Below are 24,136 nucleotides of genomic sequence, written 5' to 3'. Positions count from 1 at the left end.
GGCCGCGGGAGGTCAGCGCGCGAAGCTGTGCGCCTCGTCGGGGAACGTCCCGCCGCGCACGTCCGCGGCGTAGTCGGCGGCGGCCTGGCCGAGCGCGGCGCCGACCTCGGCGTACCGCTTGGCGAAGCGCGGCGACCAGTCCGTCATGCCGGCCATGTCCGTCCAGACGAGCACCTGGCCGTCGCACGCGGCGCCCGCGCCGATGCCGATCGTGGGGATGCGCAGGATCTCGGTGATCCGCGCGGCGACCTCGACCGGCACCATCTCGAGCACGACGGCGACCGCGCCCGCCTCGGCGACCGCGAGCGCGTCCTCGCTGAGGCGCTCCGCGGCGTCGTCGCCCCGGCCCTGGACACGGGGCCCGCCGAGCGCGTTCTCGGACTGGGGCGTGAAGCCGAGGTGGCCCACGACGGGGATGCCCGCGTCGGTCAGCGCGCGGATCTGCGCGGCGATGCGGCGCCCGCCCTCGAGCTTGACCGCGTTCACGCCGGTCTCCTTGAGGAACCGGACGCCCGTGGCGAGCGCCTGCTCCGCGCTCGCCTCGTACGAGCCGAAGGGCAGGTCGACGACCGTGAACGCGCGCCGCGCGGCGCGCGCGACGGCGCGGGCCGGGGGGATCAGGTCGTCGACCGTGACCGGGAGCGTCGTCGCGTGCCCGTGCATCGTGTTGCCGATCGAGTCGCCGACCAGCAGCATGTCGATCCCGGCGTCGTCGAAGATGCGCGCGGTCACCGCGTCGTACGCCGTGAGCATCGTGATCTTCTCGCCGCGCGCCTTCGCCTCGGCGAGGTGGTGCACGCGGACGCGGCGCGATCCCGTGCCGCCTGCGGGGGCGGGCTCGGGTGCGGTGTGAGCAGACATGACGGCCTTTCCTGGGTGCGGGGTACGGGTCGGACGGCGCGCGGGGTGGCCGGCGGCGTCAGTCGAGCGGCTCGCGCCAGCGGTTGGTGATGGGCAGGCGACGGTCGCGGCCGAACGCGAGGGCGGTGACCTTGGGGCCCGGCGGGTACTGACGACGCTTCCACTCGGCGCGGTCGACGAGCGTGACCACCTTGTCGACGACCTCGGGGTCGAACCCGCGCGCGAGCAGCTCGGCTCGGCCCTCGGCATGCTCGATGTAGGCGTCGAGCACCTCGTCGAGGAGATCGTAGGGGGGCAGCGAGTCCTGGTCGGTCTGGCCCGGGCGCAGCTCCGCCGACGGCGGCTTGGTGATGGACGACTCGGGGATCGGCGGGATCTCGCCCCGGTCGACCGCCTGGTCGTTGCGCCAGCGCGCGAGCTGCCACACGCGCGACTTGTCGACGTCCTTGAGTGGCGCGAAGCCGCCGATGCTGCCGGCGTCGTAGATCGTCGCGTACCCCGTCGCGAGCTCGGACTTGTTGCCGGGCGCGATGACGAGGTGGCCCTCGCGGTTGGAGATCGCCATGAGGATCACGCCGCGCACGCGCGCCTGGAGGTTCTCCTCGGCGACGCCCTCGAGCGCGAGCTCGCCCTGGAACGCCTCGACCATCGGCGCGATGGGCTGGACGCGGTAGTCGGCGCCGAGCCGCTTGGCGAGGTCCGCGGCGTCGTCCTTGCTGTGGTCGGACGAGTACTGCGAGGGCATCGAGACGCCGACGACGTTCTCGCCGCCGATCGCGTCGGCGGCGATCGCCGCGGTGAGCGCGGAGTCGATGCCGCCCGAGACGCCGAGGATCACGGACCGGAAGCCGTTCTTGCGCACGTACCCGGCGAGGCCCGTGACGCACGCGCGGTAGACCTCCTCGTCGGGGTGCAGCTCGGGCGCGCGCGGGCCGCGCGGCGCGCCGTCGGCCGGCAGGTCCCACACGAGCAGGTCCTCGACGAACTGCGGGGAGGCCGCCACGACGGCGCCCGTCGCGTCGGTGACGAACGAGCCGCCGTCGAACACGAGGTCGTCCTGGCCGCCGACGAGGTTGACGTACGCGACGGGGGCGCTCACCTCGCGCGCGCGCCGCGCTGCGAGGTCGGTGCGGACGTGGCCCTTGCCCTCCTCGTACGGGGAGCCGTTGAGCACGAGCAGCAGGTCGAGCCCGTTCCCCGCCTCGTCGAGCGTCGCCATCTCGGCGACCGGGCCGCCGTCCTGCCAGATGTCCTCGCAGATCGCGATGCCCACGCGGCGGCCCTCGACCTCGACGACCGTCGTGGTCTCGCCCGGCGCGAAGATGCGGAACTCGTCGAACACGCCGTAGTTGGGCAGGTGGTGCTTGTCGTACGCGGCCTGCACGACGCCGTCGCGTAGCACGACCGCACGGTTCGTCGGGAGGTCCGCGGGCGAGCCCGAGGCCTCGCGCTCCGCCGCGCCCGCGCCGCGCGGGGCGCCCGAGGTCCCGACGGTGCCGAGCACCACGGTGATCCCGCCCAGGCCGTCGGCGGCGAGCCGCGCCGCGATGTCCGCGGCGGCGTCCCACGCCGCGCGGCGGAACGACGCGCGCAGGGCGAGGTCCTCGATCGGGTAGCCGGTGAGGGTCATCTCCGGGAACGCGACGAGCTGCGCGCCCGCCGTCGCGGCCTCCCGGGTGCGCTCGAGGACGAGGGCGGCGTTGCCGTCGAGGTCCCCCACGCACGTGTCGACCTGTGCCAGCGCGACGCGCAGATCAGCCATGGCGCCAGCCTAGACGAGCGGGGCGTCGCGGCCGGTCCGGGGGCCCGTCCCGACGCGCGACGTCCGCCACACGACCGTGTCACCCGTTCGTCACACGGATCAGGCAGGATGTACCGCATGGACAGGCAGCAGGAGTTCGTGCTCCGCACGGTCGAGGAGCGCGACATCCGCTTCATCCGGCTCTGGTTCACCGACGTGCTCGGCATGCTCAAGTCGGTGGCGATCGCGCCGGCGGAGCTCGAGTCGGCGTTCGCCGAGGGCATCGGGTTCGACGGCAGCTCGATCGAGGGCCTCACGCGCGTGTACGAGGCCGACATGATCGCCAAGCCGGACCCCACCACGTTCCAGGTGCTCCCGTGGCGCGGCGAGCGGCACGGCACCGCGCGCATGTTCTGCGACATCCTCACCCCCGACGGCGAGCCGTCCCTCGCGGACAGCCGCAACGTGCTCAAGCGCGCCCTCGCCAAGGCGAGCGACAAGGGGTTCACGTTCTACACGCACCCCGAGGTCGAGTTCTACCTGTTCAACCAGCCGGCCGACGCCGAGCACGGCCTCGTGCCGGTCGACCAGGGCGGGTACTTCGACCACCTCGCGCGGGGATCGACGCACGACTTCCGCCGCGCCGCGATCACGATGCTCGAGTCCATGGGGATCTCGGTCGAGTTCTCCCACCACGAGGCGGGACCCGGCCAGAACGAGATCGACCTGCGCTACGCCGACGCGCTGACCACGGCCGACAACCTCATGACGTTCCGCACGGTCGTCAAGGAGGTCGCGCTCGAGCAGGGCGTGTTCGCCTCGTTCATGCCCAAGCCCATGGCCGAGCACCCCGGCTCCGGCATGCACACGCACCTGTCGCTCTTCGAGGGTGACCGCAACGCGTTCCACGAGCCCGGCGCCCAGTTCGAGCTGTCCAAGACGGCGCGCCAGTTCATCGCGGGTCTCCTGGTCCACGCCGCGGAGATCACGGCGATCACCAACCAGTACGTGAACTCCTACAAGCGCCTGTGGGGCGGCGCCGAGGCGCCGAGCTACGTGTGCTGGGGCCACAACAACCGCTCCGCGCTCGTGCGCGTGCCCATGTACAAGCCGGGCAAGGGCAACTCGAGCCGCGTCGAGTACCGCGCGCTCGACTCGGCCACGAACCCGTACCTCGCGTTCGCCGTCATGCTCGCCGCGGGCCTCAAGGGCATCGAGGAGGGCTACGAGCTCCCCGAGGCCACCGAGGACGACGTCTGGGAGCTCACCGACGCCGAGCGTCGTGCCCTGGGCATCAAGCCGCTCCCGCAGTCGCTCGACGAGGCGATCGCGGTCATGGAGAAGTCGGAGCTCGTGGCGGAGACGCTCGGGGAGCACGTCTTCGACTTCGTGCTGCGCAACAAGCGCCAGGAGTGGGACGGCTACCGCGCGCAGGTCACGCCGTTCGAGCTGAAGCGGTTCCTCCAGGTCCTGTGAGCGCGACGACGTCCGGTCGGTCCGGCGGCTCCCGCCGGCCGACGCTCACCGGCCGGCTCGCGCGCGTCGGCTTCGCCGACATCTCGCGCTCCGCGAGCCTGCTCGCCGACCCGGACCTCGCGCTCCTGCTCGACGGCGCGCGGGGCCAGGGAGCGGTCGTCGCGGAGGGTGGCGTCGACCCGGCGTCCGTCGTCGACGACGAGCTGCTCGCCGCGTTCGGGGCGGCGGCCGACCCCGACCTCGCGCTGCTCCAGGTCGTACGGCTCGCGGGCGCCCTGCGTCCTGACGTCGAGGCGCGGGGCCCGCTCGCCGAGCTCGCTCGGCGCGCCCTGCTGCCCGGCGAGGCGCGCGACCGCCTGCTGGCGGTGCTCGGAGCCTCGGTCGCGCTCGGCGACGACGTCGTGCGTCGCCCCGAGCTGCTCGAGGTCGTCGCCGACCCGACGCCCGGGACGGGCGTGGACGTGCGCGACGTCCGGGCGGAGCTGCTGCGCGCCGTCGGCGCGGATCCCGAGGCCGCCGTGCCCGTCGTCGACCAGGCCGGGCCGGAGCGCGTCGACGCGCTGCGCCGCGCCTACCGGGAGCGGATCCTGCGCATCGCCGCGACCGATCTCACGGTGACCGACCCGCTGACCCGCATGCCCGCGGTCGGGGCGGCGCTCGCGGACCTCGCCGCCGCCGCGCTCGAGGGGGCGCTCGCGATCGCCCGCGCGGGGCTCGACGACCGGGGCGCTGGCGTGCGGCTCGCCGTCATCGGCATGGGCAAGTGCGGGGCGCGCGAGCTCAACTACATCTCCGACGTCGACGTCGTCTACGTGGTCGAGCCCGTCGAGGGGTACGACGAGGCGTACGCGACGAGCGTGGGTGCGCGGCTCGCGACGGGGCTGGCGCGCGTGTGCTGGGGCACGTCGGGCGAGCCCGCGCTGTGGCAGGTCGACGCCGCGCTGCGCCCCGAGGGCAAGCAGGGCCCGCTCGTGCGCACGCTCGCGAGCCACGTCGCGTACTACGAGCGCTGGGCCAAGACCTGGGAGTTCCAGGCGCTGCTCAAGGCGCGCACGGTCGCGGGGGACCGGGACCTGGGTCGCGCGTACGAGGAGGCGATCGCCCCGTTCGTGTGGTCCGCCGCGGGCCGCGAGAACTTCGTCGAGGACTCCCAGGCGATGCGCCGGCGCGTCGAGGACCACGTGCCCGTGGCCGAGGCCGACCGCCAGCTCAAGCTCGGCAAGGGCGGCCTGCGCGACGTCGAGTTCACCGTCCAGCTCCTCCAGCTCGTGCACGGCCGGGCGGACGAGTCGATCCGCAGCCGTGGGACTCTCACGGCGCTCGCCGAGCTCGCCGCGGCCGGGTACGTGGGCCGCGAGCACGCGGCCCGGCTCGGCGTCTGCTACCGGTTCCTGCGCTCGCTCGAGCACCGCATCCAGCTCTTCCGGCTCCGGCGCACCCACCTCGTGCCGACCGCCGAGGACGAGCTGCGCCGTCTCGCGCGCTCGCTCGGCATGCGCGCCGAGGGCGCCGAGGGCCTCACCGAGCGCTGGCGCGCGACGCGCCGCGAGGTGCGGGGCCTGCACGAGGAGATCTTCTACCGCCCGCTCCTGCCCGCCGTCGCGCAGCTCTCCCCGGACGAGGTGAGCCTCGCGCCGGAGGCCGCGAAGGCACGCTTCGCGGCGATCGGCTACCGCGACCCCGCGGGCGCGATGCGCCACGTCACCGCGCTCACCGAGGGCGTGAGCCGGCGCGCGGCGATCCAGCGCCAGCTCCTGCCGGTCATGCTCGGCTGGTTCGCCGAGGGCGCGGACCCCGACGCCGGCCTGCTCGCGTTCCGCACGCTCTCCGAGACGCTCGGCGCGACCCACTGGTACCTCAAGCTGCTGCGCGACTCCGGCTCCGCGGCGCAGCGGCTCGCGCACCTGCTCTCGAACTCCCGCTACATGGCGGACGCCCTCGCCCGGTCGCCCGAGTCCGTCCGGTGGCTCGCGGACGACGCCGACCTCGCACCGCGCGGCATCCAGCGGCTCACGTCCGAGACCGACGCCATCCTCACGCGTGCCGACGAGGTCGAGCCCGCCACGGTGAGCCTGCGCGCGGTGCGCCGCCGCGAGCTCGCGCGCACCGGTGCCGCCGAGCTGCTGGGCGTCGTCGACGCGGTCGACGCCGCTCGGAGCATCTCCGACGCCGCGGACGTCGTGCTCGCGGGTGCGCTCCGCGTCGCGGAGTTCGTCGCGCGCGGCGAGCTCGGGTACGACGCCCAGGACCCCGGCTCCGCCCCGGCGCGTCTGCTCGTCGTCGCGATGGGTCGCCTCGGCGGGCGTGAGATGGGCTACGGCTCGGACGCCGACGTGATGTTCGTGCACGACCCCGCGCCCGGCGCCGAGGGCGCCGACGCCCAGGCGTACGCGCTCGCGGTGGCGACGCGGCTGCGCCAGCTCCTGTCCGCCGTCGGACCGGAGCCCACGCTCCCGGTCGACGCCGACCTGCGGCCCGAGGGGCGCAACGGCCCGCTCGTGCGCTCGCTCGCCTCGTACACGGAGTACTACGAGCGGTGGTCGAGCGTCTGGGAGGCGCAGGCGCTCCTGCGCGCGCGTCCGGTCGCGGGTGACCTCGACGGTCTCGGCGAGGCGTTCACCCGGGTCGTCGACGGTCGGCGCTACCCGCAGGGCGGCCTCGACCACGCGGAGGTGCGCGAGGTGCGGCGCATCAAGGCGCGCGTCGAGTCCGAGCGGTTGCCGCGCGGCGTCGAGGCGTCGCGCCACCTCAAGCTCGGCCGCGGAGGAGTGTCCGACGTCGAGTGGACCGTCCAGCTCCTCCAGCTCCAGCATGCCCACGACGTGGCCGGGCTGCGGACGACCTCGACGGTGGACGCGCTCGGGGCCGCCGTCGCGGCGGGCCTCGTCGACACCGACGACGCCGCGGTGCTCGGCGAGGCGTGGCATCTCGCCTCCCGCCTGCGCAGCGCCCTCGTGCTCTGGTCCGGCCGGACGACCGGCACGACCGTGGACGTGCTCCCGCACGACCGGTTCGCCCTCAACGGTCTCGCGCGCGTGCTCGACCTTCCGGACGTCGGCACGGGCGCCGAGCTCGAGGAGCACTTCCTGCGGACCGCGCGGCGTGCCCGGACCGTCATGGAGCGCGTCTTCTACGGCGAGGACTGACCGTGGCCCGGCGCGACGAGCCGCCCGTCCCGGGCCTGCTCGATCGACGTGAGCCTCGCGTTCTCGGCGGTGCGGGCGACCGACGCACGGCGCCGGAGCGCGGTGGCCGGCCGGGCGGGTCGTTCCACGGATCTCGACTGCGCTGGGCGGGGTGGATCGCCTGGGCGCTCGCGGCGTTCGCGGTCGTGCTGACCGTCGTGTGGCAGCGCCCCGAGCCCCTCGGCGCCGCAGTCTTGTGGGGCCTGGCCGGCGCCAGCTGCCGAGGCTCAGCGCGTCTCGTGGAGGGCCCGCTCGGACCGGCCCGCGCGCTCGCGCTCCTCGGCCTGGTGGTCGCTCTCCTCGTGCTGCTGATCCTGGGCGCGGCCCTCGTCGCCCGGGGCGAGCGCGCCTGACGGGCCCGCCCCGGACGAGCAGGTCAGAGGGTACGAGGCGCGCGGGCGAGGTTCTCGCGCAGCTCGTCCGCGTCCTGGCGTGCGACGTACGCCGGGCGGTCGCGCTCGACGCGCCAGGACTCCGCGAGCGGGCTCGTGTCGACGGCGTCGAACCCCAGCTCGTCGTAGAACTGCACGACCCACGCGGCGGCCTCGGGGAAGTCGCTCGCGGTCGCGAGCGCGCGGCGCCCCGGGGTTCCCGCAGGGGAGCCGTCGGTCGTGATCTCCGCCGCCCGGATGTGGTTGAACGCCTTGGCCACCTTGGACCCGGCCAGGTGCTCCTGGAGCAGGCCCGACGACGTGGCCTCGCCCCGGTCGAGCGCCTCGACGTGCCCGTCGCGCTCCCAGTAGTAGTTGTTCGCGTCGAGCACGATCTTGCCGTCGAGCGGCTCGACGGGGACCTCGCGGTACGCCCCGAAGGGCACCGCCACGAGGGCGACGTCCGCCGCGCGTGCCGCCTCCTCGGGGGTCGCCGCGCGTGCCCGCGGACCCAGCTCGGCGACGAGGTCGTCGAGCGTCCGAGGGTCGCGCGAGTTCGCGATGACCACGTCGTAGCCGTGAGCGATCGCCGCCCGGGCGACCTGTGAGCCGATGTTGCCTGCGCCGATGATCCCGAGAGTCGTCATGGTCATCGACAACGCACCGGCGCGCTCGCTATTCCGACCTCCCGGACGCGACGACCTGTGGCATCCTGACGTCCCAGGGGGTGCCCATGATCGATCCGCTGGTCGCGACCTTCGTCATCCTGGCGCTGGCGGTCGTGGGCTTCATGACGAACCGGCTCCCGCTCGTGGTCGTCGCGCTCTTCGTGCCGGTCGCCCTGTGGGCCACCGGTGTGCTCGCGCTCGACGAGGCGCTGGGCGGTTTCAGCGACCCGATCGTGCTGTTCATCGCGACCCTGTTCGTGCTCAGCGACGCGCTGGACTCCACGGGGATCACCGCGTGGATCGGCCAGTGGCTCGAGCGGCGCGCGTCCCTCGGCCGGGCGGGGCTGCTCGCGCTGATGGTCGGGGTCGCCGCCCTGCTCGCGGCCGTCATCAGCATCAACGGCGCGGTCGCGGCGCTCCTCCCGGTCGCCGTCGTGGCCGCCGCGCGGGCCGGCATCGTGCCCTCGCGCATGCTCATCCCGCTCGCGTTCGCCGCGGGCGCCGGCTCCCTGCTCACGCTGACCGGCACGCCCGTGAACATCATCGTGTCCGAGGCGGCGGCCGAGGCGGGCGGTCAGGAGTTCGGCTACTTCGAGTTCGCGCTGGTGGGGATCCCGCTCGTCCTCGCCACGGCCGTGCTCGTCGTGACGCTGGGCGACCGGCTGCTCCCCGAGCGCGTCCCCGAGCACCTCGCCGACACGGCCACCGACCCGCGCGAGCGCGTGCGTTCGTGGCGCGAGAGCTACCCCGCCGAGCTCGACACGGGTCGCCTGTTCACGGGCGGCACGGGGGTCGTCGAGGTGCTCATCGCGCCTCGCTCGACGCTCGTGGGGCGCCGGGTGAGCCCCGGCATGACCACGCGGGACGAGGACCTCGTCGTCCTCGCCATCCGCCGTGGCGACGGCAGCTCGACCGGGCCGGACAGCGAGGCCCCGTCGGGCCCGATGACGCTCCAGCCGGGCGACGCCGTGCTCGTGCGCGGACCCTGGGACGCGCTCCACCGGTACACCCAGTCGCCCGACGTCATCGCCGTCGACTCCCCGAAGAGCCTGCAGCGCGGCGTCCCGCTCGGACGCGGCTGGCGGCGCTGCCTCGGGGTGCTGGTCGCGACGATCGTGCTGCTCGCGACCGGGGTCGTGCCGCCGGTCATCGCGGGCCTGCTCGCGGCGGGCGCCCTCGTGCTCCTGCGGGTCGTGACCGTGCCGCAGTCGTTCCGCGCGATCTCGTGGGACACCGTCGTGCTCATCGCGGCCCTCATCCCGCTGTCCGCGGCGTTCGTCTCCTCGGGCGCAGCCGACGCGATCGCGGACGTCGTGCTCCGGGTCACCGGTGGCGGGTCACCGCACCTCGCGCTCCTCGTCGTGTGCCTGCTCACGCTCGTGCTCGGCCAGTTCATCTCGAACGTCGCGACCGTCCTCGTGATGGCTCCGGTCGCGGTGTCGTTCGCCCAGACCCTGGGCGTGAGCGTGCAGCCGTTCATGATGGCGCTCACGGTCGCCGGGGCCGCGGCCTTCCTCACGCCGATCGCGACCCCGGTCAACCTCATGGTCCTGCAGCCGGGTGGTTACCGGTTCGGTGACTACTGGCGCCTGGGTCTGCCGCTGGCGCTGGTGTTCGTCGCCGCCGCGGTCCTGTACGTGCCGCTCGTCTGGCCGTTCTGAGCCGGCCTCCAGGACGTGCCGGCTCGCTCTGGCACGAAGCACCGGCGCGTGGGACGGTATACCGCGTCGCGAGGGCAGCGCGCACGTGACGTCCTGACGGAGCTGGAACGGGGGAGCGGTACATGGGGGATTCGGAGAGCAGCGGCGAGACCTACGACGCGGTCGTCATCGGGGCGGGTTTCTCCGGCCTGGCGATGCTGCACCACCTGCGAGAGGCCGGTCTCTCCGTCCTCGTGGTCGACGGCGCCGGGGGAGTCGGCGGGACGTGGTGGGCCAACCGGTACCCGGGCGTGCGCACCGACTCGGAGTACCTCGCGTACGCGTTCTCGTTCTCCCGCGAGGTGCGCGACGAGTGGGACTGGAGCGAGCGGTATCCGCGCGGTGAGGAGATCCGCGCGTACCTGGAGTTCGTCGCCGTCCGGCTCGACCTGCGGCGCGACATCCGGCTGAGCACGACCGTCGAACGGGCCGAGCACTCGGACGCCACGAACCTGTGGACGCTCACCCTCGCCGACGGGTCGACGCTGCGCGCCACCTACCTCGTCTCGGCGACGGGGCTGCTCTCTCGTCCCCTGTACCCGGACCTCCCCGGCCTGGACACGTTCGGCGGGCCCGCGTACCACTCGGCCCGGTGGCCGCACGAGGGGGTGGACCTGACCGGCAAGCGTGTCGGGCTGATCGGCGTCGGGGCGTCGGGGATCCAGATGCTGCCCGAGCTCGCCGCCCAGGCGGCCCACGTCACCGTCTTCCAGCGCACCCCGAACTACGTCCTGGAGACCACCAGCCCCGCGGTCACCGCAGACGAGCTCGCCGCCCTGCGCGAGGACTACGACGCCGTCTTCGAGCGCGCGGCCCAGCATCCCTTCGGCGTGCCGATGGAGATCCCGACGCGGTCCGCGCTCGAGGTGGACGACGACGAGCGCCGCCGGGTGTTCGAGTCCCGCTGGGAGGCGGGGGGCTTCCGGTTCGCCAACGAGTGCTTCACCGACCTCGTCTCGAGCCCCGAGGCGAGCGCGCTCGCGTCCGAGTTCCTCCGCGGCAAGATCCGGGAGATCGTCACCGACCCCCGGACCGCCGAGGCGCTCTGCCCCACCACCTACACGTTCATGGGCAAGCGCCCGCCCACCGGGCACGGCTACTACGCCGCGTACAACCGGGAGAACGTCGAGCTCGTCAACGTCCTCACGACCCCGATCACGCAGGTCACGCCGCGCGGTGTCGTCGTCGGCGACGTCGAGCACGAGCTCGACGTGCTCGTGCTCGCGACGGGCTTCGACGCCATGACGGGGGCGCTCACCGCGTTCGACGTCGTCGGGCGCGAGGGCATCACGCTGCGCGAGCGGTGGGAGCGGGACGGGCTGCGGACCTACCTGGGGATCTCCGTCCACGGGTTCCCCAACTTCTTCCTGTCCCTCGGCCCGCAGACGCCGCTGTCCAACCTCACCGTGCCGGTCCAGCGCGGCGCGCAGTGGCTGCAGCGTGCGCTCACGTTCGCGCGGGAGAACGGCGTCGCGCAGCTCGAGGCGACGCGCGAGGCCGAGGAGTGGTGGTACGAGGAGACCGAGCGCGCGGGGCGAGCCACGGTCATGTACGAGGAGGGCAAGAAGGCCGGCGCCTGGTTCGTCGGCGGGAACGTCCCCGGCAAGCGCGAGGAGATGGCGGTGTACCTCGGCGGGGGACCCGTCTACCAGGACGAGTGCGCACGGGCCGCGGCCGAGCAGTACGCCGGGTTCCGCCCGGGCTCCGGGCTGCCGACGGCCCACGTGCCCGCCGCCGCGACCGAGACCGCTGCGGTTCCTGCGGCAGGCTGACCGGCGGGTGTGGTGCGCCCCCTGCGCGCACCGCACCCGCCTCGCTGCACGCGGGACAGCCCGGTCAGCAGTACAGGCCCGAGCCCGGGGCCACGCCCAGGACCTCGGTGATGCGCACGTACCGGTCCACCCGCGACTGCACGGACGCCGGGTTGCCGCCCTCGCACTCGAGCGCACCGTTGAGCGAGTTGATCGTCTGGCCGAACCCAGCGCCCGAGACCATCGCCTGGTGCGATGTCATCACCCCCGGGCCGTTCTGCGTGTTCCAGTACCACAGCGCCGTCTGCCAGGCGACGGAGGGGTCCTCCTCGACGAGCCAGGGGTCGTTCAGCAGGTCGATCCCGAGCGCGTCGCCCGCGGCCTTGTAGTTGACGTTCCAGCTGAACATGATCGGCCCGCGACCGTAGTACGCCGTCTGGCCGGCGGGGCAGCCGAACGGCTGCTCGTCGTCACACTTGATCCAGTAGTTGGCCTCGTTGATCTCCTTCACGTACCGCAGCCCGACCGACTCGAAGTCCGCGTGGGTGAGGAACGCGGCGACCTCGCGGGTCCGCGTCTCGGACGTGCCCGTGCTCGCGAACGCGGGGTAGGAGCCCAGCACGTCGACGAACCCGTCGTACGTGTAGAACGGGTGCCGGTTCGGGAAGATCGCGTCGAACTCCGCGCGGCTCACGACGAAGTCGTCGCCGCCCCCGACGCACCGGCCGGCGTCCACCCAGACGCTCGTCGACCCGGGCGTCTCGCGCTGGGTCCACCAGCGGGCCGTCCAGTTCCGGCCGTGGTGCGACGCCGTCTGGTCGCCCGAGTACGCCGTCGTGGCCGACCACGTCGCGGCGCACGCGACGGCGCTCGCGGACGGGTCGGCGCTCGCGGCGGACGGGGATGCGCTCGCCGGGGCGGGGAACGACGCGACGACGACGGTCGACACCAGCGCGGACGCGACGGCCGTGAGGGCGCGCCGGAAGCGTGTGCTCATGAATCCCCCTGCTCTCGTGGCGGCATCGTTACCGCCGCTCACAAACCTAGCGAGGGGTTCACGTTCGGGCAAGGGATCAGCAGTATCGATCAGAGAGACGACGGCGGCCCGCCACCGGGAGGGTGGCGGGCCGCAGTGAGACCTGTCGGCGTGACCGATCAGATGTCGTAGTAGAGCTCGAACTCGTGGGGGTGCGGGCGCAGGCGGATCGGGTCGATCTCGTTGGTGCGCTTGTAGTCGATCCACGTCTGGATGAGGTCCGGCGTGAACACGTCGCCCTGCGTGAGGAACTCGTGGTCAGCCTCGAGGTTGTCCAGCGCCTCGGCGAGCGAGCCGGGGACCTGCTGGATCTGCGCGTGCTCCTCGGGCGGGAGCTCGTAAAGGTCCTTGTCGATCGGCTCCGGCGGCTCGATGCGGTTCTTGATGCCGTCGATGCCGGCGAGGAGCTGCGCGGCGAACGCGAGGTACGGGTTGGCCGACGGGTCCGGCACGCGGAACTCGACGCGCTTCGCGGCGGCGGACGAGCCGGTCACCGGGATGCGGATGCACGCGGAGCGGTTGCGGGCCGAGTAGACCAGGTTGACCGGGGCCTCGTAGCCCGGGACGAGGCGGTGGTAGGAGTTCACCGACGGGTTCGTGAACGCGAGGAGCGACGGCGCGTGCTTGAGCAGACCACCGATGTACCAGCGCGCGAGGTCGGAGAGACCGCCGTAGCCCTTCTCGTCGAAGAACAGCGGCTTGCCGTCCTTCCAGAGGGACTGGTGCGAGTGCATGCCCGAGCCGTTGTCGCCGAAGATCGGCTTCGGCATGAACGTGACGGACTTGCCGGCCTCGAACGCCTCGTTGCGGATGACGTACTTGAACTTCATCAGGTCGTCGGCCGCGTGCAGCAGCGTGTTGAAGCGGTAGTTGATCTCCTGCTGGCCGGCGGTGCCCACCTCGTGGTGCGCGCGCTCGACCTCGAGGCCGACCTGCTCCAGCGTCGCGCACATGTCGTCGCGCAGGTCCGCGAAGCGGTCGGACGGGGAGACGGGGAAGTAGCCGCCCTTGTAGCGCGTCTTGTACGCGAGGTTGCCACCCTCCTCCTCGCGGCCCGTGTTCCACGCGGCCTCGATCGAGTCGAGGTAGTAGAAGCTCGAGTGCTGGTTCGTCGCGAAGCGTGCCTCGTCGAAGAGGTAGAATTCGGCCTCGGGCGCGAAGAACGCGGTGTCGGCGATGCCGGTGGAGCGCAGGTACGCCTCGGCCTTGGCCGCGATGTTGCGGGGGTCGCGCGAGTACGGCTCACCCGTGAACGGGTCGACGATGGAGAAGTTCACGACGAGCGTCTTGCGCTTGCGGAACGGGTCCACGAACGCGGTCTTGACGTCCGGCACGAGCTTCATGTCCGACTCGTGGATCGCCTGGAAGCCGCGGATCGACGACCCGTCGAACATCAGGCCGTCCTCGAACGCCGACTCGTCGAACTGCGAGACGGGGATGTTGAAGTGCTGCATGATGCCGGGCAGGTCGCAGAACCGGACGTCGACGAACTCGACGCCCTCGTTCCGCGTGAAGGCGATTGCCTCCTCCGCGTTGTTGAACATCCGTTGCTCCTTGATCGGGTGGTGCCGTCGGGCTGCGCGGCGTACCCGCCGCTGACGTGGCGCCCACGAACCTAGGCCGAGGCGGTTTCCCCGCCGTGTACCCATTGTTTCGGTCGTGTTACGTCCGGCGTCCCCGTGTGACGTTCGTGCTACACGAGGGCGCGCGGCAGCCGCCGGCGGCGGTGTGCCGTTCGGCACGATACCGCCGTGCGCGACCGAACCGCCGAGGTCGTCCACCGACCGGCACGTACCCTGGTCCCGTGGTTTCACGCGAGGACATGGGTTCGTGGCTCGAGGGCACCCCGGGCGGTCAGCACGACGGTCGCGGCGCGCGGCTCGGTCTCCCGCCGGACGGACCGGGCTCGCTCGCGACCCTGGGGCGGCGCGTCGTCGCGCTCGTCATCGACTGGGTGCTCGCGACGCTCGTCGCGTTCCTGTTCTTCCGGCCTGCCGCGCCGGGCTTCTTCGAGGGCATCTCCGCGCTGCCGGTCTGGTCGCAGCCGCTGGTCTTCGCGATCGAGAACGTCCTGCTCGTGAGCACGCTCGGCTTCACGGTCGGGCACCGGGTCATGGGCATGCGGGTCCGCCGCCTGGCCGAGCCCGCGCGCATGGTCGGCGTCGGCCGCGGTCTGCTGCGCACCGTGCTGCTGTGCCTCGTCATCCCCGCCGTCGTGTGGGACGCGGACGGGCGCGGGCTCCACGACCGTGCGGCGGGCACCGTCCTGGTGCGCACCTGACGGCTGGCCCGAACCACGGCTGGTCCACGACCAGCGTCCCGCCGCAGAGTCCTCCGGACGACGACGCCCGGCCGGTGAGGAGCGATCCTCGCCCGGCCGGGCGTCGTCGTGCAGCAGGAGAAGAGATCCGTCAGCGACCCTTGAGGCCCTTGCGGTCGGGGCGCGCGCGCGTCGGGTCGATGCCCTTGGGGATCGGCAGGCGCGAGACGCCCAGGGCGCGCAGTCGCTTGGACACCTCGGCCGTCTCCGGCTTGGTCAGCGACGGCTTGAGCTTCTGCACCGCACGGGGGAGCTTGGGGAGCGCGACCTGGCCCTCCTCGTTGCCCACCTGGATCGTCGTGATCGGCACGTTCGGCAGCACGCGGGCGACCCGCTTGCGCTCGGCGTCGAGCTGACGCTTCGCGCGGTGCGCCGGGCCCTCGCTCACCAGGACGACGCCGGCCCGGCCGACGCCGCGGAACACGAGGTCCTGCGTGCGCGGGTCGATCGCGACGGGCTCCTCGTCGAAGGTCCAGCCGCGGCGGATCGTCCCGAGCGCGGCGCGCGCCGCGCCGGGCTGGCCCTCGATCTGCCGGTACGCCGCACGCTCCGCGCGGCGCGTGAGGACGAACATCGCGCCGAGTGCCGCGAACGGGATGCCGACGATGAGCGTGTAGACCCACTGGCCCCACCACAGGCCGATGCCGAGCGCGACGGCGAGGATGCCGACGAACACGCCGAGCATGACCCACGTGACCGCGGGGTCCTGCTTGCGCGTCATCTGGTAGGCGGCCCACACCTGGTGGTACCAGCGCTGCTTCTTGGGCTTCTTCTGCTTCGCGACCTGCTCGCCGGCGGCGGGCGCGCCGGTGCTGTCCGAGTTCTTGCGGGCCATGCGGGTCAGTCTAGTGGGGCGAGCGGGCCAGCAGGCTCGCGGCCTCCTGGCGGGACGTCGTCGGCTCGGCGAGGTGCGCGAGCGCCGCGGGGATCTCCATGCCGCGGCGCGTCATGGCCTGCCCCCACAGGCGTCCCGCGCGGTACGACGACCGCACGAGCGGGCCGGACATGACGCCGAGGAAGCCGATCTCCTCCGCGGCGTCGGACAGCTCGACGAACTCCTCAGGCTTGACCCACCGGTCCACCGGGTGGTGGCGCAGCGACGGGCGCAGGTACTGCGTGATCGTCACGAGGTCGCAGCCGGCGTCGTGCAGGTCCTGCAGCGCCTCCTTGGCCTCGTCGATCGTCTCGCCCATGCCGAGGATGATGTTCGACTTGGTCACGAGCCCGGCCTCGCGCGCCCGCGTGAGCACGGACAGCGAGCGCTCGTAGCGGAAGCCCGGGCGGATCTGCTTGAAGATGCGGGGCACGGTCTCGAGGTTGTGCGCGAGCACCTCGGGGCGCGACGCGTTCACCTCGTCGAGCAGCTCGGGGATCGCGTTGAAGTCGGGGATGAGCAGCTCGACGCCGGTGCCCGGGTTGAGCTGGTGGATCTGGCGGACGGTCTCCGCGTACAGCCAGGCACCGCCGTCGGGGAGGTCGTCGCGCGCGACGCCCGTTATCGTCGAGTAGCGCAGGCCCATCGCCTGGACGGACTCCGCGACGCGGCGCGGCTCGTCGGCGTCGAAGTCCGCTGGCTTGCCCGTGTCGATCTGGCAGAAGTCGCAGCGCCGCGTGCACTGGTCGCCGCCGATGAGGAACGTCGCCTCGCGGTCCTCCCAGCACTCGAAGATGTTGGGACAGCCCGCCTCCTCGCAGACCGTGTGCAGGCCCTCGCGCTTCACGAGGCCCTTGAGCTCGGAGTACTCAGGACCCATCGTCGCGCGGGTCTTGATCCACTCGGGCTTCTTCTCGATCGGCGTCGCGGCGTTGCGGGCCTCGACCCGCAGCATGCGCCGTCCTTCAGGTGCGATCGTCACGGGTGTCTCCCGGTCGTCGTGGCGAGTGAGCGCCGACGTCGCGCCGAGCAGGCAGGCGGGCGGCCCACCGTTCGGGTGCGCGCGCCCTGGTACGACGCCGGACTCCGGTCAGACTACGCGCTCGCGCTCGTCGTCTCCCGCGCGTCGCTCACCCTGTGGACGTGACGTCAGCGACACCCCGGTCACGACGAGCAGGACTGCCGCGACGACGGGCAGCGAGAAGGCGGTCGTCGTCGAGACGGCATCGGCGAGCGCGCCGCCCCCGGACGCGCCGATCGCGACGCCGACGACGTTCGCGCTCGCCACGAGCGTCATGGCCGATGCCGTCCGCCCGGCGGGCGCGCGGTCGCCCGCGACGGTGAACACCGTGACCATGACGGGCCCGACGAACAGGCCGGTCGCGGCGACCGCGACGACGACGGCCGCCAGCGAGCCGCTCGAGGCGGCGAGGGAGGCGGCGAGGACGAGGCCGAGAGTGCCGGCCACGAGCCCGACGGCGAACGTGATCCACCGGCTGCGCGGGCCCCAGCGGCGGGGGAGCGCGACGACCGACAACGCCGTGACGGCCGAGCCCACGCCCATCACGGCGTAGACGAGTCCCGCGCTCCCGGGCACCCCGGCGTCGCGCGTCAGCGCGGTGAGCGCGGCCTGGGTCCCGCCGAACAGCAGGCCCATCGCGAGCATGCCGACGAGCACGACGGCCTCGCGCCGCACGAGCGTCGCGATCCCGACCGAGCGCCCGCCCGCCGTCGTCTCGCCCCGGGGCGCGGCGTCGTCGGACGTCGCCCGCGGGGCGGCCGCACGCGCGGTGGGGTGGAGCGCGAACGCGGTGCCGAAGACGGCGATCCCGCCCGCGGCGACGAGGACCGCGACCTGGGGCGAGCCGGCCGACGCGAGGACCCCGACGAGGGCGGGGCCGAGCACGAAGCTCACCTCGTCGGCGGTGCTCTCGTAGCTCATCGCGGCCTCGACGGTGCGCGGCTCGTCGGCCGCGAGGCGGAGCCAGCGCACGCGCGCGAGCGGGCCGACCTGGGGTGCGCTCGCCCCGGTGACCGCTGCGGCGGCGAGGACCGCTGCCGTCGCGCCGGGCGTGGCGGCGGCGAGCACGAGGCCGAGCACGGCGAGCGTCGCGACGGGGACGGCGACGAGCAGGACCCGGCGCTGCCCGACGCGGTCGGCGAGCGCGCCCTGGGTCGGGCCGCCGAGGGCGGTGCCGAGCGCCGTCGCGGCCGACGCGAGGCCGCCGAGCGCGACGGACGACGTCGTCGACGACACGAGGAGCAGGGTCCCGATCGTGAGCATCGAGAACGGGAGCCGGGCGAGGAACGCCACGGGGAGGAACGTGCGTCCGGCGAGCTGCGGCAGCCGGGCGTAGCCCGTGCGCGCGGGCGCGTCAGGTCGTTCAGGGGGGTGGGGGGCGGTGCGGGGGCGCGACGTCGGGCGCGCGGGGGTGGTGGTCATGCGGTCCAGGTCCTCGGGGTACGTCCTGCCGCGCGCCGACCCACCCGTACTCCGGCGCGCGAGGATTCCCTGGAGTCCCCAGCCTAGCCCGCGAGAGCGTCCTGCGGGGAGGTGCGCTGCGTGTCGTCGGTCGCCGTCGCGGCGAGCAGCGGGGCGAGCGTGTCCTCCAGCGCGGCGACGAGCAGCGGCGCGACCTCCGCCAGCGTGACCTCGCGCCCGAGCTCGGCGGTGAGCGACGTCACGTCGGCGTCCTCGATCCCGCACGGGACGATCCGGTCGAAGCGCGACAGGTCGGGGACGCAGTTGAGGGCGAGGCCGTGCATCGTCACGCCCTTGGCGACCCGCACGCCGATCGCGCACACCTTGCGGTCGCGCCGGGTCTCGTCCGTCGCGACCCAGACCCCGCTGCGGCCCTCGACGCGCATCGTCGCGAGGCCGAGCCGCGCGCACACCGCCATCACGGCCTCCTCGAGCGCGCGCACGTACGCGACGACGTCGACCGGCTCGGCGAGCCGCACGATCGGGTACGCGACCTGCTGGCCGGGGCCGTGCCAGGTGATCTTCCCGCCGCGGTCGACGTCGACGACGGGCGTGCCGTCGTCGGGCCGCTCCGAGCGGTTGGTCCGGCGCCCGGCGGTGTAGACGTCGGGGTGCTCGACGAGGATCAGGGTGTCCGGCCGGGCGCCGGCGACGACGTCGTCGTGCACCGCGCGCTGGAGGTCCCAGGCCTCGTGGTACTCCGTGAGACCGGGCAGCGAGAGCAGCTCCATCGGCCCAGGCTAACCCTCGTCCAGGGGTGAGCGGGGAAGGGTCTTGAGGAGCGTGAGCAGCGCCTCGCGCAGCGCTGCCACCTGGACGTCGTCGAGCCCGCGCGTCGCGAGCTCCTCCGCGGGGCGCCTCCGGGCGGCCGCCAGGCCGGCCTCTCGCCCGGCCGGGGTGATCGCGACGGCGCGACGGCGCCGGTCGGTGGGGTCGTCGGTGCGGGTGACGTAGCCCGAGCGTTCGAGCCGGGCGACGATCCGGCTCATGGTCTGCTCGGTCACCCCCGACTCGTCGGCGAGCACCCGCTGTGAGCGAGGACCGCCGAGCAGGTGCATCAGCACCGGGAAGCCCGCGTGGTTGAGGTCCCACTTCCCGAGGTGGGCGTTCCACTCCCGCTCGATCCGGCGCGCGACGGCGAACAGGAGGCGGCCGGTGGCCCACTCCTGGGGCTCGGTGGGCGTGGGGTCCCCGACGTCCGGGTCGGCGTACGGCCCGGTGCGGTCCCTCGGTGACAGCTCCAACGTGCGTTCCTCCCTCCACCATGGCACCATTCCTCAGCATGCTGAGCAATCGGACGGGCGGGTTCCTCCGCGGACTGGTCATTGTCGCAGTCATCGGTCTGTGGATGGCCATCGGCGCACTGGGCGGACAGGCGCAGGGTCGCCTGAGCAGCGTGCAGACCAACGACGCCGCGGCGTTCCTCCCCGCGAGCGCCGAGTCGACGCGCGCCGCCGAGGTGGCGCAGGAGTTCACCGACTCCGAGACGCTCCCCGCGCTCGTCGTCGCCACCACAGGGGACGGCAGCGCCCTCACGCCCGACGGTCTCGCCGCGCTCGACGCCTACGCGCAGGCCGTGCCCGACGCCCCGCTCGAGGGCACGTCGGGCGACGAGCCCGCCACCGTGGGCGACGTCTCCGTCGCCGACCCCGTCGTCGTGCCGTCCGAGGACGGCGAGGCCGCGCTCGTCGTCGTCTCGCTCGACGCCGCCGTCGCGTCCGACCGGATCGGGGCCGAGGAGGACAGCGTGAGCGAGCTCGCGGTGGGCGCGCTGCGCGACCTCGCCGCCGCCGACGCGGCCGACGGAGGGCTCGCCGGGACATCGCTCGACGTGTGGGTCACCGGCCCCGCCGGGTTCGTCGCCGACCTCGTGACCGCGTTCGGCGGGATCGACACGGTCCTCCTGCTCGTCGCGCTCGGGGCGGTGCTCGTGATCCTCGCGATCGTCTACCGGTCGCCGATCCTGCCCTTCATCGTCATCCTCACGGCCGTGCTCGCGCTGACGCTCGCGGGGCTCGTCGTCTACCACCTCGCGGCGGCCGACGTCCTCACGCTCAACGGGCAGTCGCAGGGCATCCTCTCGATCCTCGTCGTCGGCGCCGCCGTCGACTACTCGTTGCTCGTCGTCGCGCGGTACCGGGAGGAGCTGCGCCTCGTCCGCTCGACCACGACCGCGCTGCGCCGCGCCGTGCGCGCCTCGGTCGAGCCCATCGCCGCGAGCGCCGGGACGGTGATCGCGGGCCTGCTGTGCCTCCTGCTGTCCGACCTGTCGTCGAACCGCAGCCTGGGTCCGGTCGCCGCGATCGGCATCGCCGCGGCGTTCGTCGCCGCGCTCACGCTCCTGCCGGCCCTCCTGCTCGTCGCCGGGCAGCGCTCGCGCGGGCTGTTCTGGCCGCGCATGCCCCGGTACGAGGGCGCCCACGCCGCGCACGACGGCGGAGCGGCGGACACGCAGGCCGCGACCGCCGCGAGCGACGACGCGGTGAGCATCGAGGGCCACGGCGTGTGGTCGCGCGTCGCCAGCTTCGTCGGACGGCACGACCGGCGCGTGTGGGTCGTCACGGCGCTCGTGCTCGCCGCGTGCGCGGCGTTCGTCCCGACGCTCGACGCCGAGGGCACCGGCGACTCCGAGGTGTTCCTCGCGGACGTCGACTCGGTGGCCGGCGAGGAGTCGCTCACCGAGCACTTCGAGGGCGTCTCCGCCCAGCCCGCGACGGTCGTCGCCCCGGAGGCGGACCTCGACGCCGTCGTCGCGGCGGCCGAGGGCACGGACGGCGTCGCCGCGGCGACCCCCGTCACCGACCAGCCCGCCGTCGCCCCTGGTGCGCCCGCCCAGGGCGACCCGCTCGTCGTCGACGGGCAGGTGCGCGTCGACGTCACCACGGACGCGCCGTCCGACAGCCAGGAGGCCGTGGAGACCGTCGCGGCGCTCCGCGGCGCCGTGCACGACGTCTCGCCCGAGGCCGTCGTCGGCGGCGCGGCCGCCGAGCGCCTCGACACCCAGCTCGCGGGACAGCGCGACCTGCGCATCATCGTGCCGGTCGTCCTCGCCGTGATCCTCCTCATCCTCGTCCTGCTGCTGCGCTCGGTCGTCGCGCCGGTGCTGCTCATGCTCGCGAACGTGCTGTCGTTCGGCGCCGCGCTCGGCGTCGCCGCGATCGTCTTCAACCACGTGCTCGACTTCCCGGGCGCCGACCCGGCCGTCCCGCTCTACGCTTTCTGCTTCCTCGTCGCGCTCGGGGTCGACTACTCGATCTTCCTCATGACGCGCGTGCGCGAGGAGAGCCTGCGGGTCGGGACACGGCGCGGCGTGCTGCGCGGTCTCGCGGTCACCGGGTCCGTCATCACCTCCGCGGGCGTGGTGCTCGCGACGACGTTCGCCGCGCTCGGCATCATCCCGCTGCTGTTCCTCGCCCAGCTCGCGTTCATCGTCGCGTTCGGGGTGCTCGTCGACACGCTCGTCGTGCGGTCGCTGCTGGTGCCCGCGCTCGTGCACGACGTCGGCCGTCGGGCCTGGTGGCCGAGCGCGCTCGGGCGCACGGACCGGGGGCCGGGGGAGCCGGCTCAGCCCGCGGGGACGGGCTCTGCCGGGCAGTCCTCGAGCACGCGTGCCATCGCCTCCGACTCCGACGGCGTCACGGAGAGCTCGTAGGCCGTCTTCACAGCGATCTGCCGCGCGACGTACGGGCAGCGGAACGCGTGGTTCGGGGGCAGCCACGCGGACGCGTCGCGCGCGCCCTTGGACTGGTTCGCGGGGCCGTCGGACGCGAGCAGGTTGAGCGGGTCGTTGGCGAACTGCCGGCGCGTCTCGTCGTCCCAGGCGCGCGCGCCCTTGCGCCACGCGTCGAGCAGCGGGACCACGTGGTCGATCTGGACGGCCATGCTGGTCGCGTTGCCGCGGCGGAAGTCGATGGTCTCGCCGGTGTACGGGTCCTGGAAGGTGCCCGTGCGCACCTCGCAGACCTCGCCCCGCGTCGAGAAGGTGAGGTCGGTGAGGTCGCGCGCGAGGATGTCGTTGCGGGTGTCGCACCCGTTGCCGTCGACGTCCGCCCACGCGGGACCGAAGAGCCCGCGCTCGTAGCCCGTGTCCGGGCCGGGCCCCTTGACCTCGAGCCGGGCCAGCGCCTCGAGCGCGCTCCCGGGAGCAGGGGCCGGCTCGTCGTCGGCGGCGACGGACCGCTGGTTGATGACGTTCGCAACGACGATGGCGACCGCGAGGGCGATGAGGACGTAGCGCAGGACGCTCCGACGAGGGACGCGGCGGCTCGTGGTGCTCAAGGGACGACCTTCCCGAAACCGATTCTCGGCCCGACCCGCGCGAGGCGGTACGCAGCGTTCCATACCGGACCAACGCGCACATTCTGCCAGGTCCCAGAGCGTGCTCGGACCACTCCGCAGGACCGCTCCGGTCGAGGCTAGATTGGGCGGCATGGACACCGCCGCGCACACGCTCAGGGTCGGGATCGTCGGGTACGGAGGGGCGGGTCGCGGCATCCACGCGCGCCTGGTCCGCGAGGCCGGGCACGTCGTCACGGCGGTCGTCGTCCGGTCGCCCGAGCGCCGCGCCGCCGCGGTCGAGGACTGGCCCGACGCGCACCTGCACGACGACCTCGACGCGCTCCTCGCCGACCGTGCCGCCTACGACGTCGTCGTCGTCGCGAGCCCGTCGGCCCTGCACGCCGACCACGCCACCGCGCTCGCCCGAGCCGGCGTGCCGGTCGTCGTCGACAAGCCGCTCGCGCTCGGCGCCGCGGCGTCCCGCGCCGTCGTGGACGTGGCCGAGGAGACCGGGACGCCCCTCACCGTCTTCCAGAACCGGCGCTGGGACCCCGAGCAGCTCACGCTGCGCTCCGTGCTCGACCGCGGAGAGATCGGGCGCGTCCACACGTTCGAGCGCCGGTGGGAGCGGTGGCGTCCCGTGCCGCAGCAGCGCTGGAAGGAGAACGACCTCGTCGGAGGCGGCCTGCTCCTCGACCTCGGGCCGCACCTCGTCGACTCCGCGACCCAGCTCTTCGGTCGCGTCACCGGCGTGTGGGCCGAGCTGCGCTCGCACACCACGCCCACCGAGGACGACGTGTTCCTCGTGCTGCACCACGAGCCCGACGCCGACGGGAACGCCGTCGTGAGCCGCCTCTGGGCCGGCTCCGTCGTCGGTGCCCCGGGGCCGCGCACGCGCGTGCTCGGGACCGCCGGCGCGTACGTCGTGACGACCTTCGAGAACGACGCGTCTCCCTTCGAGGTGTTCGACGACGCGGCACCGGACGGCACCCTCGGCTGGGTCACGCGTGGTCGCGACCGCGAGCCCGTCCCGCAGGCGCCCGGCGGGCACGCCGACTTCTACCGCGCCGTCGCCGCCTGGCTCCTCGACGGCGGTCCCGTGCCCGTCGACCCGCGCGACGCCGTGCGGACCGCCGAGGTCCTCGACGCCGCCCGCCGCAGCGCCCGCGAGGGCAGGCTCCTCGACGTCTGACCCACCCGAGGGCTGAGCCGACCGAGGGAGAACCTCGGTCGGCCGAGGTAGAGCCGTGGTCGCGCGAGGTAGAGCCGTGGTTCTTGTGCTCGACGGCGTGTGGTTGCCCTGGGTGGGCGGGGTGGGTGGTGGTGCCGCGTCTACCATCCGCCGCTCGTTCCTCGCGGCTCCCGCCAGGCCCGACCACGACGCGGCACCACC

General features: G+C 73.6%; 18 protein-coding genes and 1 pseudogene. 8 read left to right on the top strand and 11 right to left on the bottom strand.

The features are described from left to right. Window positions 1-12: 12 nt before the first annotated feature. Window positions 13-861, bottom strand: a complete 849-nt coding sequence (panB, locus tag JN535_RS19600; protein ID WP_205207487.1) for a 3-methyl-2-oxobutanoate hydroxymethyltransferase — start codon at window positions 859-861, stop codon at window positions 13-15. Window positions 862-919: 58 nt separating this feature from the next. Continuing rightward, the gene (locus JN535_RS19595; RefSeq protein WP_205207486.1) at window positions 920-2,623 is read right to left on the bottom strand and encodes an NAD+ synthase; all 1,704 of its coding nucleotides are present in this window, start codon (window positions 2,621-2,623) and stop codon (window positions 920-922) included. Window positions 2,624-2,740: 117 nt separating this feature from the next. Here JN535_RS19595 and glnA (JN535_RS19590) point away from each other — a divergent pair, with 117 nt between their 5' ends. From glnA (JN535_RS19590) to JN535_RS19580, 3 genes are read left to right on the top strand one after another with little or no spacing between them, the layout of a single operon-like run. Beyond that, complete coding sequence (gene glnA, locus JN535_RS19590; protein WP_205207485.1) at window positions 2,741-4,078, top strand: type I glutamate--ammonia ligase; 1,338 nt, start codon at window positions 2,741-2,743, stop codon at window positions 4,076-4,078. Then, window positions 4,075-7,224 carry a bifunctional [glutamine synthetase] adenylyltransferase/[glutamine synthetase]-adenylyl-L-tyrosine phosphorylase gene (locus JN535_RS19585; protein WP_205207484.1) on the top strand — a complete coding sequence of 1,050 codons (3,150 nt, stop codon included), beginning with the start codon at window positions 4,075-4,077 and terminating at the stop codon, window positions 7,222-7,224. The genes glnA (JN535_RS19590) and JN535_RS19585 overlap by 4 nt, the downstream gene beginning before the upstream one ends. A 2-nt stretch (window positions 7,225-7,226) precedes the next feature. Then, window positions 7,227-7,616 (top strand): hypothetical protein, encoded by a 390-nt coding sequence (locus JN535_RS19580; RefSeq protein ID WP_205207483.1) that lies wholly within the window; start codon window positions 7,227-7,229, stop codon window positions 7,614-7,616. A 23-nt stretch (window positions 7,617-7,639) separates the two neighbouring features. Here the strand turns inward: JN535_RS19580 and JN535_RS19575 are convergent. Beyond that, window positions 7,640-8,302 (bottom strand): annotated as a pseudogene (locus tag JN535_RS19575) (NADPH-dependent F420 reductase); the annotation flags it as partial. Window positions 8,303-8,367: 65 nt separating this feature from the next. Here JN535_RS19575 and JN535_RS19570 point away from each other — a divergent pair. Both JN535_RS19570 and JN535_RS19565 read left to right on the top strand, forming a co-directional pair. Further along, entirely contained in the window at window positions 8,368-9,963 is a 1,596-nt protein-coding gene (locus tag JN535_RS19570; protein ID WP_240201498.1) for an SLC13 family permease, read from the top strand. Window positions 9,964-10,085: 122 nt separating this feature from the next. Then, window positions 10,086-11,774 (top strand): flavin-containing monooxygenase, encoded by a 1,689-nt coding sequence (locus JN535_RS19565; protein ID WP_205207481.1) that lies wholly within the window; start codon window positions 10,086-10,088, stop codon window positions 11,772-11,774. Between the two features lie 64 nt (window positions 11,775-11,838). Here the strand turns inward: JN535_RS19565 and JN535_RS19560 are convergent, their stop codons facing one another. Continuing rightward, window positions 11,839-12,750, bottom strand: a complete 912-nt coding sequence (locus tag JN535_RS19560; protein ID WP_205207480.1) for a glycoside hydrolase family 19 protein — start codon at window positions 12,748-12,750, stop codon at window positions 11,839-11,841. A gap of 158 nt (window positions 12,751-12,908) precedes the next feature. Next, window positions 12,909-14,333 (bottom strand): type I glutamate--ammonia ligase, encoded by a 1,425-nt coding sequence (glnA, locus tag JN535_RS19555; RefSeq protein ID WP_141390845.1) that lies wholly within the window; start codon window positions 14,331-14,333, stop codon window positions 12,909-12,911. Window positions 14,334-14,593: 260 nt separating this feature from the next. On the opposite strand from glnA (JN535_RS19555), the gene JN535_RS19550 reads away from it, so the two are divergent. Continuing rightward, window positions 14,594-15,070, top strand: coding sequence for an RDD family protein (locus JN535_RS19550; protein ID WP_205207479.1), 477 nt, complete (start codon window positions 14,594-14,596; stop codon window positions 15,068-15,070). 130 nt (window positions 15,071-15,200) lie between these two features. On the opposite strand, the gene JN535_RS19545 is transcribed toward JN535_RS19550, so the two are convergent. From JN535_RS19545 to JN535_RS19525, 5 genes are all read right to left on the bottom strand, one after another. Beyond that, a complete protein-coding gene (locus JN535_RS19545; protein ID WP_205207478.1) occupies window positions 15,201-15,944 on the bottom strand; it encodes a DUF4191 domain-containing protein in 744 nt (247 codons plus the stop codon). A gap of 10 nt (window positions 15,945-15,954) precedes the next feature. Then, window positions 15,955-16,965, bottom strand: a complete 1,011-nt coding sequence (lipA, locus tag JN535_RS19540) for a lipoyl synthase (RefSeq protein WP_205207477.1) — start codon at window positions 16,963-16,965, stop codon at window positions 15,955-15,957. A gap of 108 nt (window positions 16,966-17,073) precedes the next feature. Then, complete coding sequence (locus tag JN535_RS19535) at window positions 17,074-18,426, bottom strand: MFS transporter (RefSeq protein ID WP_205207476.1); 1,353 nt, start codon at window positions 18,424-18,426, stop codon at window positions 17,074-17,076. Between the two features lie 83 nt (window positions 18,427-18,509). Then, window positions 18,510-19,196: a lipoyl(octanoyl) transferase LipB gene (gene lipB, locus JN535_RS19530; RefSeq protein ID WP_205207475.1), complete on the bottom strand. Its 687-nt coding sequence runs from the start codon at window positions 19,194-19,196 to the stop codon at window positions 18,510-18,512. A 9-nt stretch (window positions 19,197-19,205) separates the two neighbouring features. Next, on the bottom strand, window positions 19,206-19,709 hold the full coding sequence (locus tag JN535_RS19525) for a MarR family winged helix-turn-helix transcriptional regulator (RefSeq protein ID WP_240201497.1): 504 nt from the start codon (window positions 19,707-19,709) through the stop codon (window positions 19,206-19,208). A gap of 38 nt (window positions 19,710-19,747) precedes the next feature. Here JN535_RS19525 and JN535_RS19520 point away from each other — a divergent pair, with 38 nt between their 5' ends. Next, window positions 19,748-22,117 carry an MMPL family transporter gene (locus JN535_RS19520; RefSeq protein WP_240201496.1) on the top strand — a complete coding sequence of 790 codons (2,370 nt, stop codon included), beginning with the start codon at window positions 19,748-19,750 and terminating at the stop codon, window positions 22,115-22,117. On the opposite strand, the gene JN535_RS19515 is transcribed toward JN535_RS19520, so the two are convergent. Further along, entirely contained in the window at window positions 22,030-22,743 is a 714-nt protein-coding gene (locus JN535_RS19515; protein ID WP_240201495.1) for an HNH endonuclease family protein, read from the bottom strand. The two genes, JN535_RS19520 and JN535_RS19515, sit on opposite strands and share 88 nt — an antisense overlap. A 151-nt stretch (window positions 22,744-22,894) precedes the next feature. On the opposite strand from JN535_RS19515, the gene JN535_RS19510 reads away from it, so the two are divergent. After that, window positions 22,895-23,935, top strand: a complete 1,041-nt coding sequence (locus JN535_RS19510) for a Gfo/Idh/MocA family protein (protein ID WP_205207471.1) — start codon at window positions 22,895-22,897, stop codon at window positions 23,933-23,935. Window positions 23,936-24,136: the final 201 nt, after the last annotated feature.

Source organism: Cellulosimicrobium cellulans, assembly GCF_016921195.1.
Lineage (GTDB): Bacteria > Actinomycetota > Actinomycetes > Actinomycetales > Cellulomonadaceae > Cellulosimicrobium > Cellulosimicrobium cellulans_F.
The sequence above is the reverse complement of the archived record's forward strand: the minus strand, read 5'-3'. Positions and strand labels throughout refer to the sequence as shown.

Bases quoted from the DNA above. Each gene is read 5' to 3' on its own strand.
- JN535_RS19565 (WP_205207481.1), top strand. From the start codon at position 10,086: ATGGGGGATTCGGAGAGCAGCGGCGAGACCTACGACGCGGTCGTCATC.
- JN535_RS19560 (WP_205207480.1), bottom strand. From the start codon at position 12,750: ATGAGCACACGCTTCCGGCGCGCCCTCACGGCCGTCGCGTCCGCGCTG.
- JN535_RS19535 (WP_205207476.1), bottom strand. From the start codon at position 18,426: ATGACCACCACCCCCGCGCGCCCGACGTCGCGCCCCCGCACCGCCCCC.
- panB (WP_205207487.1), bottom strand. From the start codon at position 861: ATGTCTGCTCACACCGCACCCGAGCCCGCCCCCGCAGGCGGCACGGGA.
- lipB (WP_205207475.1), bottom strand. From the start codon at position 19,196: ATGGAGCTGCTCTCGCTGCCCGGTCTCACGGAGTACCACGAGGCCTGG.
- JN535_RS19510 (WP_205207471.1), top strand. From the start codon at position 22,895: ATGGACACCGCCGCGCACACGCTCAGGGTCGGGATCGTCGGGTACGGA.
- glnA (WP_141390845.1), bottom strand. From the start codon at position 14,333: ATGTTCAACAACGCGGAGGAGGCAATCGCCTTCACGCGGAACGAGGGC.
- JN535_RS19595 (WP_205207486.1), bottom strand. From the start codon at position 2,623: ATGGCTGATCTGCGCGTCGCGCTGGCACAGGTCGACACGTGCGTGGGG.
- JN535_RS19570 (WP_240201498.1), top strand. From the start codon at position 8,368: ATGATCGATCCGCTGGTCGCGACCTTCGTCATCCTGGCGCTGGCGGTC.
- JN535_RS19545 (WP_205207478.1), bottom strand. From the start codon at position 15,944: ATGGCCCGCAAGAACTCGGACAGCACCGGCGCGCCCGCCGCCGGCGAG.
- JN535_RS19520 (WP_240201496.1), top strand. From the start codon at position 19,748: ATGCTGAGCAATCGGACGGGCGGGTTCCTCCGCGGACTGGTCATTGTC.
- glnA (WP_205207485.1), top strand. From the start codon at position 2,741: ATGGACAGGCAGCAGGAGTTCGTGCTCCGCACGGTCGAGGAGCGCGAC.